This window comes from Rothia sp. P7208, assembly GCF_048512915.1.
Lineage (GTDB): Bacteria > Actinomycetota > Actinomycetes > Actinomycetales > Micrococcaceae > Rothia.
This window is the reverse complement of record NZ_JBLXXW010000009.1, coordinates 62,509-78,079: the sequence shown is the minus strand read 5'-3', so window position 1 is coordinate 78,079 and position 15,571 is coordinate 62,509. Positions and strand designations below refer to the sequence as shown.

The window sequence follows — 15,571 nt, the reverse complement described above, 5'->3', positions numbered from 1 at the left end:
GCCCAACACTTTATGGGTGCCCCACCCCACCCTTTATGTTGAGCTAAAAATATTTTTTAGACAGAAGTCTCGTCGCTGTACTCCGGCGGAAGAATACGCACGCCACCCTTATCAGCAGAAGCGGCCATCATGCCATAGGCGCGAAGCGCCTTTGATACGCGACGCTCTCGCGGTTTTGAAGGCTTCCACGGAACAGCACCCTTGCGAGCGCGACGCTGTTCAAGAACCTCGTCCGAAAGGTTAACACGCAAAATACGGCGAGAAACGTCAATCTCAATTTCGTCGCCTGTTTCCACTAGTCCAATCGCTCCACCTGCTGCAGCTTCAGGAGAAACATGTCCGATAGAGATACCCGATGTGCCGCCAGAGAATCTTCCGTCTGTGATGAGCGCACAGGTTTTTCCTAGTCCAAGACCTTTAAGATACGAGGTGGGGTAGAGCATTTCTTGCATACCAGGGCCGCCTTTGGGGCCTTCATATTGAATGACCACGATATCGCCGGCTTGAACATTCTTTGAAAGAATTTCTCGTACTGCTTCATCTTGAGATTCCACAACAAAAGCTTTGCCAATAAAATGGAAAAGTTCTTCATCAATGCCAGCAGATTTGATGATGGCTCCGTCTTGAGCGATATTGCCACGTAGTACAGCAAGTCCACCGTCTTTGGTGTAAGCATGTTCAACAGAGCGAATACACCCGTTCTGCGCATCGTACTCGAGAGATTCGTATTGATTTGCGGTAGAAAATGCTACTGTTGTGCGGACACCACCAGGTGCAGCTTTGAAAAGTTCTTGCGCTTGTTCACTTGCTTTTCCGGAACGAATATCCCATGTGTTAAGCCATTGTTCTAGAGATTCAGAATGGACAGAATGAACGTTGGTGTTCAGTAGCCCAGCACGGTATAGCTCACCTAAGAGAGCAGGAATTCCTCCAGCACGGTGAACATGCTCAATATGGTATTTGGTGGAGTTTGGGGCTACTTTTGCTAAGCACGGGACACGTCGTGAGATGGCGTCAATATCGTCGAGGGTGAAATCTACTTCTGCTTCGTGGGCAATAGCAAGAATGTGTAAGACGGTGTTGGTCGATCCTCCCATTGCGACGTCTAGTGCCATAGCATTTTCGAAAGCTTCTTTTGTGGCGATAGAACGAGGTAAAACGGAATCGTCGTCTTGCTCATAATAACGTTTAGTGAGCTCAACGATGGTTTTTCCGGCATTGAGGAAAAGTTCTTTGCGAGCAATTTGGGTCGCAAGAGTGGTGCCGTTACCGGGTAGTGCTAGTCCGATTGCTTCGTTGAGGCAGTTCATGGAGTTTGCGGTAAACATGCCGGCACAAGACCCGCAGGTGGGGCAAGCATTCTTTTCGATTTGTGCGAGAGCTTCATCGGAGACTGATTCGTCAACGGCCATCACCATAGCGTCAACAAGGTCGAGGCGGTGTTCTACGATGTCTTCGATACCTTCTCCGGATTCCATTGGCCCGCCGGAGACAAAGATTGTAGGAATGTTAAGGCGCATTGCGGCAAGGAGCATTCCAGGTGTGATTTTGTCGCAGTTAGAGATGCAGACGAGGGCATCTGCTCGGTGCGCGTTGACCATGTATTCTACGGAATCTGCGATGAGGTCTCGTGAGGGAAGGGAATAGAGCATTCCGTCGTGTCCCATGGCAATTCCGTCATCTACAGCAATGGTGTTGAACTCTTTTGCGACAGCGCCGGCTTCTTCGATAGCGCCGGCGACGAGTTGTCCCATATTTTTGAGGTGGACATGCCCTGGAACGAATTGTGTGAACGAGTTTGCGATGGCGATAATGGGTTTCCCGAAGTCTTCGTCGCCCATTCCGGTAGCACGCCATAGTGCGCGTGCACCAGCCATGTTACGACCGTGGGTAGAAGTACGTGAACGTAATTCGGGCATAGCTCTTCTTCCTTATGTTCTGTGGTGACTGTCCTCAAGTGTACGCCTGCTTCTGGGCAATCATTCAATTTCTGCCCGTGAAGTACTCATATTCCGAGAATATTGCTGCGCTAGTCTTAGCTTCCAATATGTGTTGAGGATACAACAGCTATCCAATTGTCCGTACCTGTAGCATAATATTGCGTTAAAATGAAAAAAATATGTCAAAAACTCTTATATGCCCCAAAGTACGTAACGCTTAGTTAACACGTAGACACTCTTATAAAGCACACCTAAACTTGTGCTGTACTGCCAAGCACTCATGGCTATATCCTTCCCACTTTTTATATGAGTGTTAGCAGCAGTTTTCGACGCATACACACACCATGAAGAGGTAATCGATCGATGGGAAAATATGAGCGTGTTTATCAAGACTTGTCAACAAAGATTGATGATGGCACCTACTCGGTAGGCTCCCTCCTACCCAGCGAAAAACAGCTCACAGAACATTACGGAGTTTCACGCGAAACAGCTCGTAAAGCCTTAGCTCTCCTGACCAACCGCGGGTACATCCAAAAAATTATGGGTAAAGGATCCATCGTCATTAACCGACCCCAATATGCGCTTCCCGTATCCTTTATCGCTAGTTACCAAGAACTTGCAAATATCAGCGGTTTTAGCTTCTCTAGCAAAGTTATATCGTGCGGCGAAAAAGTTCACCACCCACCACATATCTTTAGGTCTATTACCCCATCGTTCCCCACCGGTCCCTATTACTACCTAGAAACCGTGCACTATATTGATGGGGAACCCTCCATTATTGACCGAAACTATATTCTGTGTTCAGTGGTGCCGAGCATTCCGCGCAACGTTGCAGAAGAGTCCCTCTTTACCTACCTTGAAGACACATTAGGGCTTGCTATCTCTTATGCCAGTAAACAAATCAAAATCGAACCAGCAACAATCGATGACCGCGAACGCCTGAACCTAGCCGCCGGAGAATACGTCGGTGTTACCACAACGGTCACAAGCCTTGAAGACACCACAACATTCCAATTCACCGAATCACGCCACCGCGCCGATAAATTTGTGTACCAAGACTTTGCACGCCGACAACGATTCCACCACTAACCGCTAAGGAGTAGGCGACCTTCGCCATACCACTAACTATGCCGTGGACAGAACGCACCATCTATCAGATATACCCAAAATCTTTTTACGATAGTAACGGCGACGGTATCGGAGATATCCGCGGAATTATCGAAAAAATACCCTATATCGCGTCATTAGGAATCGATATGGTGTGGTTTAACCCGTTCTTCGTCTCCCCACAACACGATAACGGATACGACATCTCCGACTACTACAATATCGACCCAAACATGGGCACCATGGAGGATGTTGAAGAACTCATCCAAAAACTCAACGCCCACAATATCGATGTCATGTTTGATATGGTGCTCAACCACGTATCAACCGAACACCCGTGGTTTCAAAAAGCACTCGCTGGAGAGAAAAAATACCACGACTACTTTTACATCCAAGCACCACAACAAGACGGTTCGCTACCGACCAACTGGGAATCTAAATTTGGTGGACCAGCATGGGAACCCTTCGGAAAAACCGGTCTCTACTATCTGCACCTCTACGATAAAACCCAAGCAGACCTCAACTGGCACAACCCTAATGTGCGTGAAGAACTCTTTAACATCGTCAACTTTTGGCTCAACAAAGGAGTACGAGGATTACGCTTTGACGTGCTCAACGTCATCGGTAAAGATAAACAGCTCTGCGACGCACCAGCTGGTGTCGTGGATAAGACACTCTACACCGACACCCCACAAGTTCATTCATGGGTCAAAGAGCTACATCAAAAAACCTTCGGACCATATCAAAACGTCATCACCGTAGGTGAAATGTCCTCAACAACCATCGAACATTCTATTGGGTACACCGAACCTAGCCGAGACGAATTATCGATGGTCTTTAGCTTCCACCACCTCAAAGTGGACTACGACAAAGGACAAAAGTGGACTAACACTCGTTTTGATTTTGCGTTACTCAAAGAAACTCTCAACGAGTGGGCTCTTCGCATGCAAAATGGTGGGGGCTGGAATGCTCTCTTCTTCAACAACCATGACCAGCCCAGAGCACTCAACCGTTTTGGTGATGCACAACAGTATCGCCAAGAATCTGCCACCATGTTAGCGACCGTAACGCACATGCTTCGAGGCACACCTTATATCTACCAAGGTGAAGAAATCGGAATGGTCGATCCAACATACTCCCAGATAAACCAATATGTAGATGTTGAAGCACACCACGCCTATCAGAGCCTACGAGTACAAGGACTCAGCGACGTGGAAGCCTTCAACATTGTTCGTACCAAGGCAAGAGATAACTCACGCGTACCTATGGCGTGGGATCACAGCACCTATGGTGGTTTTAGCGACGTACAACCGTGGCTCATGCCCACCCACGCACAGCAGATTAATGTTGCTCAAGAAGAACGTGATGGAAGAATCCTTCCCTATTATCGGAAGCTCATTCAACTGCGTAAACAATACGCGGTTGTTGCCCGCGGAATGTATGCCCCCTATCAATTAGAGCACCCAGACATTTACGCGTTCTTCCGTGAAGACCACAAACATCGTATGCTTGTAATCACCAATTTCTACGGCAAAAACAGCACCATTAGCGTGCCTGAAGAGTTCTCTCACGCGCAGATACTACTCAATAACCGTGAAGAAGAACCGCAGCTTACCCAATCAACAATTACTCTTGAACCCTATCAAGCTCTCGTGCTTCTTTACTCGCACTCAGCAGATAAAGAACATTAATCGTTCTTCTTCGAGGAGAAGTGTTCTTCCACCCACTCTTGAGCCACTTGTGAAGGGTTTGCTTTTTCCTGCCCAGAGACTCGACTATTCAGATGAATTAAGTCGTCCGTCGTCAACAGTGCAGACACTTCATCAAGAACTTGTGCTGCAGCATACGAAACATGTTGAGCGTTAATAACGGGTATCACTTGTTGAGCTAAGAAATTATTTTTGGGGTCATCAAGAACCACAAAATTATTCTGAGCAATTGCCGGATCGGTGGAAAAAATATTAGCAACCTGCACTTGATTATCTAATAACGCTTGAACGGTTAACGGCCCACCACCATCGTTAATAGGGTTAAACGAGGCTGGAGTGAAACCATATTTTTCTTTCATACCAGCTAACCCATAAGAACGTTCAGAGAACTCTGGAGGAGCACCAATCGAGAGCTGATCTTGATGTTGAGCGAGGTCAGCAAGAGAACGAATCCCATATTTTTGAGCGGTCTGCTCTGTTACCACCAGAGTATCTTTATCTTCTGCCGGCGAAGCCTGTAAAACGGCTAAAGAAGAAGGCAAAGCCTTAGGCAACGCTTGAAGTATCTCTTCTGGAGATGTTGCAGACGTTTGAGCATCAAAATATAAAAGAAGGTTACCCGAATAGTCGGGAACAACACTAATAGTTCCTTCTTCTAAAGCACCAAGGTACGCCTCACGTGCACCAATTGCTGGTTGTGTCTGAGCCGATAGTCCGCGAAGGTTAAGGGCACTTGCATAAATCTGAGCAATAATCTGAGACTCTGTAAAATCTGCTGAACCGACCACAATAGTCTCAGATGGGTTAGCAGTACCAAAAGCAGTATTTCCAGAAAGCCCGCACGAAGAAAGCGCCAACGAGGTAACACCCACACCAGCAAGACCAAATATTTTTCGGCGAGAAAGAGAAGCAGTCATATCAACAAAGTCCTAACGAATATGAGAAGAAGTAACGAGCCGTTGCACCAAGCTCAACAGAATATCGACAAGAAACGCTAAGGCAGCAACAAGAACTACGGCGGCAACCATACGGGTGTAATCTCGAACAGCTAAACCATCAATGAGGTATCGCCCTAATCCGCCAAGATTGATATAAGCCATCACCGTAACCGTAGCGATTACCTGCAACGTGGCGTTACGAATACCACCAAAAATTACGGGTAATGCTAGTGGCACCTCAACCCGCCACAGAATCTGCCATTCTGTAAGACCTTGGGCACGAGCAGCGTCCACTGTTGTAGCGTCCACAGAAGAAATACCGGCATAGGTTCCCGCCAGTAGAGGAGCCAACGCAAGAAGAATCAGAGCCAACGCCGGAGCAGTAAAACCAATACCAAGCCACAACGCAAATAACGTCAACAAACCAAGAGTCGGCAAAGAACGTAAAGCGCCAGTTATCCCAACGATAAGAGACTCTCCCTTACCGGTATGACCGACCCACAAACCTAACGGTATGGCGATAGCCGCAGCAATAAGCAGAATAATCCCCGAATAGCTCAGGTGCTCAATGATGCGCTGCCAAATACCGCCAGGAGCTGTCCACGCACCCTCAGCAGTAAACCATGCCCACGTTTTATCAAAAATATTCATAGCTTCCTCCACCGTGTCAGCAATGCGCCTGCGCTAGCTAATAAACGGTCCAAGACGAGAGCCAAAAGAAGAGTTCCAATAATTCCTGTCCAAATTTCAGCTGGTAAGTCACGACGTAAACCGTCGGTAAATAGCGTTCCTAAAGACTGAATACCGATAATAGCTCCCACCGAAACCATGGAAATATTTGATACTAAAGCAACACGTAAACCAGCCATCATCACCGGAATAGCAAGTGGTAATTCTACGAACCAGAAACGAGATATAGGACGATAACCCACAGCAGTAGCAGCTTCAAGGGTTATCGGAGACACTGATTCAAAAGCATCGACAGCCGAACGCACCATCATCGCGATAACGTATAACGTCAATGCCACGTAGACGTTAAGCACTGATGTGATAGAAGTGCCCAAAATCAACGGCATCACCACAAAAAGCGCAAGAGAAGGAATGGTATATAGTAACGCAGCAAAGTTGACGACCGATGAACGTCGAACCTTCCCCCAACGAGTGCTCTTTTCTGTGGAACGTCCATCTCGACGACGACCTAAAGCAAGACGAGCTAAAGGAATGGCTATAAGAGTTCCGGCAATAACCGGAATCACCGATTGAAGAAGATGTAAGACTAGCAGGTGTAACACATAAGTGCTGTTAGAAATCAGCCAGCTCACACACTCACCCCATAACGTCGGTGGCGTTCTGCCTCTGTAGCGTCAAGAACATCATCAGAGTTTAGAAGACCTTTAACGTAGCCTTCATCATCAATAACGACGCCCCAACCTGAAGGTGAAGAAAGAACAGAATCTAAAGCGTCACGTAAGTTACCACCTTCACGATACAGCGAACCGCCTGCAACGAGTCTGTTGTCGATAAACCATCCGGCGGGTTTTCCGTCCTCAACGTTAAGTTTCCACCGCTGCCATGGGGTATTGAGACTATCGAGAGGGTACACTTTGAGCCCCTCTCCTGAGGCGAAGGTTAACCGTCGCATGCCACGGTCACGCCCAATAAAGGAAGCCACAAAATCGTTAGCTGGTTCGCGAAGAATTTCCTCTGGAGAACCAACTTGCGCTAACTCCCCCTCAGAAAACACAGCAATATAATCGCCAAGAAGAATTGCCTCATCAATATCATGCGTTACAAAGATAATGGTTCTATTCAAGGTCTTTTGAAGCCTCAATAACTCATCTTGAAGATCTTTACGCACCACCGGATCTACAGCAGAAAACGGTTCGTCCATCAAAAGGATGGAAGAATCATTTGCTAATGCACGAGCAACGCCAACGCGTTGCGCTTGACCGCCAGAAAGTTCTGAAGGGTATCTTTTCGCTAAAGAACGGTCTAAGCCCACCGTGTCCATTAGTTCACACGCTTTTGTGCGAGCAAGTGAACGACGCATACCGTTAAGGCGCGGAACTGTTGCAATGTTATCGACGATAGTTCGATGAGGCATCAGCCCTGCCTGTTGCAACACGTATCCCATAGAACGACGTAGCTGATAGTCACGGATGCTGTGGTTTGGTTCGCCATGAACAAGAATCTCTCCTTGGGTTGGCTCAATCATGCGGTTAATCATGCGCAATGATGTAGTTTTTCCGCAGCCAGAGGGGCCAACAAAAACCGTGATTTTTCCTTCAGGAATACTTAGATTGAGATTGTTAATAGCGGTAACCTCACCGTATTTTTTGGTGACGTTACGAAACTCAATAGCATTCTTGAGGTGATGAGTAGAGTGTGTTTCGTGGTGTAGTTGTCCCACAGGTGTCCTTGTGTTCAATGGAGGGTTTTCGCATAGATGAGGGTAACAATCATCTGATATGTGAAACAGTACAATCTAGAAAATTATTCCCTGCCCATCAAGAAAGGTGGGGTTGCTGAAGATACTACTGAGCAACCCCACCTCCTTGACGTTATGATGATGTTCTGCCTTCGACGCGACTAGCCTTAACTAATCTTGATACCACGTATCAAAGATAGTGACAGGGATAGTTCTCTTATGACGAGTGCGCATAAAACGCTGTTCAAGGTTCTGTGCTACAGCATCAGAGACCGTTTTTCCTTCAAGGTAGTCATCAATATCGTCGTAGCTTAGTCCGAGTTCATCTTCATCGGCACGTCCAGGCACTCCGTCGAGCAAATCTGCAGTGGGTACTTTCTCCCACAGACGCTTCTGTGCACCTAATTCTTTAAGTAATTCGCGGTTCTGACGTTTGTTCAGACCGTATAAAGGAAGGATATCAGCACCGCCGTCACCAAACTTTGTGAAAAATCCCGTGATAGATTCGGCGGCATGGTCTGTTCCAACTACTAAAAGATTTTTCTGACCGGCGAGAGCATATTGGGCGATCATGCGTGAGCGAGCCTTGATATTTCCCTTATTAAAATCGGAGGAGCCCTCCCCTAACGCATGAGCAAACTCTTGAGTAAAGCCATCTACTGCGGGAGCAATGTTATAGGTGATGCTCTGCTGAGGTTGAATAAACTCTAAGGCTTGTTGAGCATCAGCTTCATCAAATTGCACCTTATATGGAAGTCGTACCGCAATAAATTCTGCGGGAGTTCCTTCTTCTGCTAGTTTTTCGACAGCGAGCTGGCATAGTCTTCCAGCAAGGGTAGAATCTACGCCACCGCTAATACCTAAAACAAAGCCCCGAGTATGACTTGCTTTGAGGTAATCACAAAGAAATTGCACTCGTTGGCGAATCTCTTCTGCAGGGTTAATGCTGGGTTTGACGCCCATCTGTTCAATAATTTTTGCTTGTATATCGCGCATAGTCCCTATCGTACTCGTGTGCTTATCCCAACCATAGGGGTTTATCCTCCTAAAGGATGATTTATTCTGTAGCTCCCCCCACCCTCATGGTGAGATAGTTACTATGGTTATCATCGAAAACTCTCAGATTCTGATAAGAAAGAGCAACGCTATGAGCGATCAACACCCCTCGGAGCCGATACCTCCAACCGACGCAACAACACCCATGGATTTTTATGGCAACTATACGCATCAGGCACCGCACGATTCTGAGAATTTCTACGATGCTTCAGGTGTAAAAATCAGCGATAAAGAACGAAGCATTGCCGTTTTATCACATATTCTTCCGATTATTTTTCTTTTCCTTTCTGCCGGCACTCTCAGCATCTTTTCTCCTCTGATCATTTGGTTTATCTATCAAGACAACCCAGATTATCGGTTCGCTTCAGCATCTGCAGCCCGCGCTTTTAACTTTAATCTCACTCTGATGACCATCAATATTGTGGCAATTATTCTGACACTTCTCACCTTCGGATTAGCCATTTTTGTACTGTTCATTACATTGGTCATTACATCTCTTATGCTACTGATTTTCCATATCAATGGCGCCCTTTCCGCTCGCCAAGGCACCATTTATGAATATCCACTACAGATTCGTGTTCTTAAATAATTTCTGTTATCAGTTCTACTTGTCATAATAAAATCCATAAAGCAAAGAGTCCTTGTTGTTCGTGCTGCAGCACGAACAACAAGGACTCTTATTATCTAGTGGAATATCATTCCGCTAGATTGTTTTAGCGTCCGGAGAGAACTCCACGATCGTAACGATAGATAAACGCTGCCATCTGATCGCGATTCACTGGTGACAGGGCACGGAAGGTTCCATCTGGCCAACCGCGAGTAATACCCTGCTCTTCCATCCATGAAATCTCCTTGTAGAAGACGTAATCCGTGGAAAGATCACTGAAAGCAGAAACGCTTGGTGCAGTGTACTCTGGTGATCCTGCCATGCGGTAGAAGAACGCTGCCATCTGATCGCGATTCACAGGAGTCATGGGGCGGAAGGTTCCATCTGGCCAACCGCGAGTAATACCCTGCTCGTGCATCCATGCAATTTCCTTGTAGAAGACGTAATCCGTAGGAACATCCTTGAAGGGGGATACGCTTGGTGCAGTGTACTGAGGTGATCCTGCCATGCGGTAGAAGAACGCTGCCATCTGATCGCGATTCACAGGAGTGAATGGACGGAACGAACCGTCTGGCCAACCACGAGTAATACCGCGTTGAGCTAACCAAGAAATTTCCTGATAGAAAGGATGAGTCTTGGAAACGTCAGTGAAGTGCGGGTCAAAAGCGGTGATAGGCTCTTCAGCCGATACTGCCATAACCTGTGCACGATCACCGTGAACACCCTGTTTGATGCCGGAGAGGTTTCCGGTCGCGTTATGAGTGAAAAGGAACAACGCCTTATCGTCTTTGTTGGTACCGTTACGGTGAGCTTGGAGTTTGTCGCCCGCTTTGAAAAGAACGGGAGTCAAGAAGTCATCAGAGCTGAACCATAGTTCAGGTGCTACAGGGTTGTAGGTGATGACGTCACTCGTATCAACTGGAAGGCTTTCACCGGTTTCTGGATCAAGGTTACCAAGGTACTTGCTGAATGCTTTGACCTGGTAATTGATGGTTACTGGCGAAGAGCCGTCGATACCCAATGCAGATAGGCGGATAGGAAGAACCAAGGTGTTGCTGTCCATGGTATTAGTATCGACGTCACCGAAAGCACCGTTGAGAGGAAGGATATCGAGAACCTCAACTTTTCCGCTAGCGTTTGGTCCTTTAAGCGCCACCACTGGGTAGTCCAAGCCCTTAGGCATCATGGTGTATGCGGTGTAGTCAGTAGTACCATCGTTATTTGTATCGATAGATACTTCAAACGATGCATCAGATGGGGTCAAGGAATCCCATGTTCCCCAAGTAGAGATACCAATACCGAGCATGGCCTCGCTGGGGTCACCCTTTTCAGCAAGAATCTGAGGCAGAGTTGAAGAAGCACCAACGTACTGCAAATCTGCAGACTGCATGGTAGGTCCGTTCAGGTCACCGGTGGGAATACGTCCACTGGTGTAACCTAGCTGGAAAGCTCCAAGACCAGCACGGTATCCCTTAAGATCAAGGTTCTTACCACTGATAGTTAGTTCTTTTTCAAGGGAACGTCCGAAGTCAATATTCTCTCCATCAACTTTAAGTGAGGAAGAGGGCTTCGGAGCAATGTGCAGTGGTACACGAAGGTGGCTTTGAGCATCACGAAGCTCTAAACGACCAGAATCAGTAGCAATAAACTGTCGTTCGTATTCGCCAAGCTGCTTTTCAACAGTTGCCTTATCAAAGGTCTTTTCCATGCGATTGCGATCGATATGAGCAGTAATCACAATGGTCTTTTTCTGTCCTGCGCCAACAGTAACAGATTCAGGGTAACTAAAATCTACGCCAGGCATATCAACGCTTGGAGCGTAGGATACCTTGAAAGTGCGCTCAGAAGCGGACTTGTTTTCAACAGTAAGTTTACGCGCGAAAGTTGCGGTATCTTCAGTAACTTCTACAACACCGAATGCGACAGAGACCTGCTGAGGTGAGTCAGCGTTGTACACCAAAACATCGTTGTTGATAGCAGCTAGAGCATCGACACGTCCGCTACCGGTACGCTCCACAGAATAGATGTTTCCTTCACTATCACGAACATCGTGAGTAGCGGTGTTCATGATAGTGCTCTTAACCTGAGCTGGAGTGTAGTCTTTGTGGGCTTCCATCACGAGTGCAGCAATGCCAGCAACATGTGGAGTTGCCATAGAAGTACCGCTCATGGTCAAGGAACCGTTGCCCAACCCGACACCAGCGGAAACGATGCTTGTACCAGGTGCAGCAACATCTGGTTTAACGTTTCCGTAGCTTCCATGGTCACCACGAGAGGAGCTTGTATTCAATGTGTCAAAGTTGCCAGATTCGAATTGCATAGCGCCACGCCATTCAGGGTTAACCTGAATCTTGAGGTTTCCGGCAGCAGCAGCGGCACGAACCTTTGCTGCACTGGACTTGTTCAAACGAACACCAGGAATGGTACGGTTACCAGCAATACCAGCATTTTCTGCTTCAACAGCGCCGGCAAGGACAACACCCTTACCGCCAGCAGCTTCAATGTTGTTGAAACGTGTTGCAGAACCACAGGGGAAGGAACCTGGTTCATCTTCCCAGTCAATCCATACCCATTTGCCCGCGAAGTCGACACCGTCAAAAGCGTTACAACCGAAGCGATTATCAGCTGGTGCCATAACGACGTCACCCATCAGGTCTTCTGGTCGAGCGGCATCATAGTCAAAGTTGACGCTGTAGTCACCGATTAAGTCCATAGGCTTATCAGACCCAACAGTAGCAACAACCTTATCGCCGTGTGCGATAGATCCAACCGAGTTAGCAACGGTCAAAGCACTTGGTGCGTTGCCGGGGTTACCACCAATAGAGTAGATATCGTCAGAGTTACCAGCAGCAACGACAGAAAGGACGCCCGCACGAGTCAGAGCTTCGACAATAGCGTTTTCAGGGTCATCAACAGGTCCGTAGTCAGCGCCAAGAGACATGTTCACAACTTGAGCCATATCGTCAAAGTTGCCATCACCGTTAGGATCAAGCACGCGGTCGAGAGCCTCGCCAGTAAGGTTAGTGCTACCATCACAACCGAATACACGCAGGCTCACGAGCTTTGCTTCTGGAGCAGAGCCAGGACCAATTTGCATATTGTGGACGTCATCCGCAGTGAGTTTGTTATAGTCGCCTTGGAATGTTTCGCCGTCAGAGTTAACACCGTATCCAGCAGCAGTACCTGCTACGTGAGTTCCATGTCCAGCGGCTTTACAGTCTAACGGGTTGTTATCTGGTTTCGGGATGCTTGTTTCAGGATTCCGTGCATCGTAATCATCACCAGCAAAGTCGTATCCGCCCACAAATTTCTGTGGGTTGTATAGTCCTGAACGGGTAGAAGGAAGATCCGTTGAGTTCTTCGCCTTTTGATAGGCTTCCTCAGTTCCAGGGCCACCAAAATCGGCGTGAGTGTAATCAAGTCCTGTGTCAATCACAGCGATGGTGACGTCTTTACCAGTCTTTCCGGTATTAACCCATGAAGCCAGTGCTTTAGTGTCTACGTCAGAAACAGAGTTTGCAGGGAATTTCTGGGTAATAGGAGTAATGCGCTCAACGTCTTTACGCTTCGCAAGCTGTCGAATAGCTTCAGCATCACCAAGAATAGCTGCACCACGAACAGTGTTGTGAGTGGTGTACAGCAATGTCGCATCAGAGTTCTGAGCGACAGATTGCCCTTGAGATTCAACGGCAGAGGCAATTGACTGCACGCGGCCTTTAGCTTCTACCGGCGCTTTATCGCCGTTGAGAACTTCGGCGGGCTGGGTTAGTTCGAATGCGCCTTGGCCTTTGAACTGAACAAAAGCTGCAATTTTTCCTTCAGCTTTTTTCATGGATTCAGACAAAACTTCGTTTGCTGCATCCTTCAGGTTAGTGATAGGCGATTGGCTATTGGACTCAGTAATAACTGCCTGTGCGCCGGGGAGCATGGATACTGCCATGCTGACTCCGGCAACAGTAGCTATACATGAGCGAGCCACTTTCCTACCGAAAGGGTGGTGTTTCATAGAAAACTCCTGTGAATTCAACATTACGCGAGTGACACGTAACACTCATGTTCCCTAGCATTACGGTGCAGGTCAAGTAAGAAACAGTTAATTGCCCATTAAAACGCCTAGTAATTCCACAATATGGAATTTTGGGTAGAAATGACCTCATCTCACCACCACCCACAACGCACAACACCAAAAGCAAACTGACTATCACATCAACACGGAATACACACAGCTACACCACAAAGCTATAGCCAGCCGAATAAATCACTGTATTCTAGTACATGGTGTGTTTTCTGAGCCGTATCAAAAAGCTAACAACCCTCAAAACACTTTGAGAATCACAACGCCACTAAGCTATGGACAGCACACACCGCACTGTTCGTGAAATCCGAACGGTGAAGCACTCAAAGGAGCATGACCCAATATGCCAGCAATAGTTATCGTCGGCGCTCAATGGGGCGACGAAGGTAAAGGTAAAGCAACTGACCTCCTCGGCGGAAGAGTCGACTACGTCGTCAAACCCAACGGAGGAAACAACGCCGGACACACCGTCGTCGTTAACGGTCAGAAATTCGAGCTAAAACTCCTACCCGCCGGTATCCTCTCTGAAAACGCAACCCCCGTCATCGGAAACGGCGTCGTCATCAACCCCGAAGCACTCTTCGAAGAAATTGACGGACTCGAAGCACGCGGAGCAGACACCTCAAAACTCAAAATCTCCGCAAATGCACACCTCGTTGCCCCCTACCACCAGACCATGGACAAGGTAACCGAACGCTTCCTCGGCAAACGAGCCATCGGCACCACCGGACGAGGAATCGGCCCCACCTATATGGATAAAGTAGGACGCCTCGGCATCCGCGTACAAGACATCCTCGACGAATCCATCTTGCGTCAAAAAGTTGAAGGCGCACTCCGCCAAAAAAATGAACTCCTCGTCAAGGTCTACAACCGCCGACACGTAGAAGTTGAAGAAATCGTCGAGTACTTCATGCAATACGCAGACCGACTCAAACCCATGATTGTTGAATCCACCCAACTACTCAACAACGCACTCGACGAAGGTAAAACCCTCCTTATGGAAGGTGGACAAGCGACTTTCCTCGACGTAGACCACGGAACATACCCCTTCGTCACTTCCTCAAACCCCACCGCCGGCGGAGCATCAGTCGGTTCAGGAGTCGGACCCACCCGCATTTCACGAGTCATCGGAATCCAAAAGGCCTACACCACTCGTGTGGGTGCGGGCCCCTTCCCCACCGAACTCTTTGACGAGATGGGAGACTTCCTCCGAACCACCGGCGGAGAATTCGGTGTTAACACCGGACGGCCTCGCCGTTGCGGCTGGTACGATGCCGTTCTCGCACGCCAAGCTGTACGCATTAACGGGTTTACCGACTTGTTCATCACCAAATTGGATGTGCTTACCGGTCTCGAAAAAATTCCTGTCTGCGTCGCCTACGACGTCGACGGAGTACGCCACGACGAAATGCCCATGACACAATCTGAGTTCCACCACGCAAAACCCATTTTCGAATATTTTGACGGATGGAATGAAGACATCACCGGAGCAAAAACCCTCGAAGACCTCCCCGAGAACGCCCGCAAATACGTCGAAAAACTTGAAGAAATTTCTGGTTGCCGTATCTCTGCCATCGGTGTTGGACCCGACCGCGATAACACCATCGTCGTCCGAGATCTTATCGACAACGACTAATATTCCATCCACTACGTCAAAGGGTGGTGTGCTGTTCCCCATTTCTCAGGGAACAACACGCCACCCTTTGGCATA

11 protein-coding genes are annotated in these 15,571 nt (G+C 47.9%); 4 read left to right on the top strand and 7 right to left on the bottom strand.

Annotated features, from left to right (window positions below; genetic code table 11):
• Window positions 1-56: 56 nt before the first annotated feature.
• On the bottom strand, window positions 57-1,919 hold the full coding sequence (gene ilvD, locus ACN084_RS07960; protein WP_419106496.1) for a dihydroxy-acid dehydratase: 1,863 nt from the start codon (window positions 1,917-1,919) through the stop codon (window positions 57-59).
• Window positions 1,920-2,303: 384 nt separating this feature from the next.
• On the opposite strand from ilvD, the gene treR reads away from it, so the two are divergent.
• Together treR and treC are read left to right on the top strand one after the other, a co-directional pair.
• Window positions 2,304-3,029, top strand: a complete 726-nt coding sequence (gene treR, locus ACN084_RS07955; RefSeq protein ID WP_419102291.1) for a trehalose operon repressor — start codon at window positions 2,304-2,306, stop codon at window positions 3,027-3,029.
• Between the two features lie 38 nt (window positions 3,030-3,067).
• Window positions 3,068-4,738: an alpha,alpha-phosphotrehalase gene (gene treC / locus ACN084_RS07950; protein WP_419106495.1), complete on the top strand. Its 1,671-nt coding sequence runs from the start codon at window positions 3,068-3,070 to the stop codon at window positions 4,736-4,738.
• On the opposite strand, the gene ACN084_RS07945 is transcribed toward treC, so the two are convergent.
• From ACN084_RS07945 to nadE, 5 genes are all read right to left on the bottom strand, one after another.
• On the bottom strand, window positions 4,735-5,673 hold the full coding sequence (locus ACN084_RS07945; RefSeq protein WP_419102289.1) for an ABC transporter substrate-binding protein: 939 nt from the start codon (window positions 5,671-5,673) through the stop codon (window positions 4,735-4,737). The two genes, treC and ACN084_RS07945, sit on opposite strands and share 4 nt — an antisense overlap.
• A gap of 12 nt (window positions 5,674-5,685) precedes the next feature.
• Entirely contained in the window at window positions 5,686-6,345 is a 660-nt protein-coding gene (locus tag ACN084_RS07940) for an ABC transporter permease (protein WP_419102288.1), read from the bottom strand.
• Window positions 6,342-7,016, bottom strand: coding sequence for an ABC transporter permease (locus ACN084_RS07935; protein WP_419102287.1), 675 nt, complete (start codon window positions 7,014-7,016; stop codon window positions 6,342-6,344). Before ACN084_RS07935 ends, ACN084_RS07940 begins: the two co-directional genes overlap by 4 nt.
• Window positions 7,013-8,104 carry an ABC transporter ATP-binding protein gene (locus tag ACN084_RS07930; RefSeq protein ID WP_419102286.1) on the bottom strand — a complete coding sequence of 364 codons (1,092 nt, stop codon included), beginning with the start codon at window positions 8,102-8,104 and terminating at the stop codon, window positions 7,013-7,015. Before ACN084_RS07930 ends, ACN084_RS07935 begins: the two co-directional genes overlap by 4 nt.
• Before the next feature lie 189 nt (window positions 8,105-8,293).
• Window positions 8,294-9,118: an ammonia-dependent NAD(+) synthetase gene (gene nadE, locus ACN084_RS07925; RefSeq protein WP_419106494.1), complete on the bottom strand. Its 825-nt coding sequence runs from the start codon at window positions 9,116-9,118 to the stop codon at window positions 8,294-8,296.
• 151 nt (window positions 9,119-9,269) lie between these two features.
• On the opposite strand from nadE, the gene ACN084_RS07920 reads away from it, so the two are divergent.
• Window positions 9,270-9,767, top strand: a complete 498-nt coding sequence (locus ACN084_RS07920; protein ID WP_419102283.1) for a DUF4870 domain-containing protein — start codon at window positions 9,270-9,272, stop codon at window positions 9,765-9,767.
• 124 nt (window positions 9,768-9,891) lie between these two features.
• Here ACN084_RS07920 and ACN084_RS07915 read toward each other — a convergent pair whose 3' ends face one another.
• Window positions 9,892-13,791 (bottom strand): S8 family serine peptidase, encoded by a 3,900-nt coding sequence (locus tag ACN084_RS07915; RefSeq protein ID WP_419106493.1) that lies wholly within the window; start codon window positions 13,789-13,791, stop codon window positions 9,892-9,894.
• A gap of 412 nt (window positions 13,792-14,203) precedes the next feature.
• Here ACN084_RS07915 and ACN084_RS07910 point away from each other — a divergent pair, with 412 nt between their 5' ends.
• The gene (locus ACN084_RS07910) at window positions 14,204-15,496 is read left to right on the top strand and encodes an adenylosuccinate synthase (protein WP_419102281.1); all 1,293 of its coding nucleotides are present in this window, start codon (window positions 14,204-14,206) and stop codon (window positions 15,494-15,496) included.
• Window positions 15,497-15,571: the final 75 nt, after the last annotated feature.